This window comes from Oleiphilus sp. HI0123, assembly GCF_001635315.1.
The window spans coordinates 1-1,305 of the sequence record NZ_LWGE01001406.1 but is presented as its reverse complement, the minus strand read 5'-3'; the positions used below and the strand labels follow the sequence as shown (position 1 = coordinate 1,305).

Annotated in this window: 2 pseudogenes; both read right to left on the bottom strand. The window is 47.2% G+C overall.

Annotated elements, in window-relative coordinates:
- Positions 1 to 277 (bottom strand): annotated as a pseudogene (locus A3761_RS17995) (hypothetical protein); the annotation flags it as partial.
- A gap of 61 nt (positions 278 to 338) precedes the next feature.
- A pseudogene (locus A3761_RS27885) lies at positions 339 to 1,305 on the bottom strand (carbohydrate ABC transporter substrate-binding protein); the annotation flags it as partial.

Below are 1,305 nucleotides of genomic sequence, written 5' to 3'. Positions count from 1 at the left end.
AACCATTTCTTGAGATCAAAATGGGGCTAATCCAGGTAAACTTTACCTCACGTTCTTGATTTCGTTCGATCGGGAGTACGCAGGTGTTGGGTGTCTTCTCTGCAAAGATTAGAGCTCGCTTTTTAGGCATCAAATAAAAATCATACTCCATGCCTGCTCTTTGAAATAGCTCACTAATAATAATTTCCACAAGCCCCTTTTCTTGTTGCGCATCATCAAATACGTAAGGGGGGTCAACAAAGCTAATAATACTTAATGCCTGCTTTTGCTCAGACACTAGGGGATTGCTAAGGAGCAATAGCAGTAAGAATAATGCGGTTCGCATATAAGTGCATATTCTATTTCCAGACACGGATTGCCTCCTTATAGGGTAAGGTAGCAGCTGGTGGGAAACTAGATAGTGCCGGTTTTGGTGCCCCCGCTTTTTCTAGCCAATATAGCTCTGTTTGCTTTGGGTTCAATTTCGGCGCGCAGGGGCCGGTTTGTTGTGTCGATAAGTTTTCAAGTACCGTGTCAAACGCGCTTGCCATACCATACATCGCTCTGCGCACGGTAGCTCTCTCTGCGACAGCCTCACCAACGAATTGCCACCAGAGATTAGATAGCTTGGTATAGTCTGGTACATTTGAACCGGTTGGCGTCCATACATCGCGCCCGGTACTTCTATAAAACTCTACAAGTCCGCCAAGCTTTTTCGCTTTGTTAGTAAAAGGCGCAGAGTTGATATCGGACAGGCGTATCGGAGTGAGGCCAACAAGCGTTTTCTTGAGCGATACGGATTTAGAGACCAAGAATTGGGCATACAGCCAAGCGGCCTTAATACGTTTTATAGGGGTGTTTTTCAGGAAGGTCCAAGAGCCTGCGTCCTGATAGCCTAATTTCATTCCTTTTTCCCAATATGCACCTTTGGGTGATGGGGCCATTCTCCACTTAGGTGTGCCGTCGCTGTTGACGATAGCTGTGCCGGGTTTGGTTAGTGCTGCTGTGAAAGCGCTGTACCACCAAATTTGTTGTGCAATGTTGCCCTTGACTAGCCAATTACCAGCTTCGGTAAAGTTCATTGTTTTTGCTTGGGGAGGTGCGTATTTATTCAGCCATTCAATATACTTCTCTACTGCGTATATCGCAGCAGGGCTGTTCAGCGCGCCTCCTCTTGCGACACTAGCACCGGCAGGACGACAATCTTCTACACGAATTCCCCAATCGTCTACCGGGGTACCGTTTGGTAAGCCTTTATCACCGGTGCCTGCTAGTGATAACCAAGCATCTGAGATCCTCCAGCCTAAAGAGGGGTCGCGTTTTCCA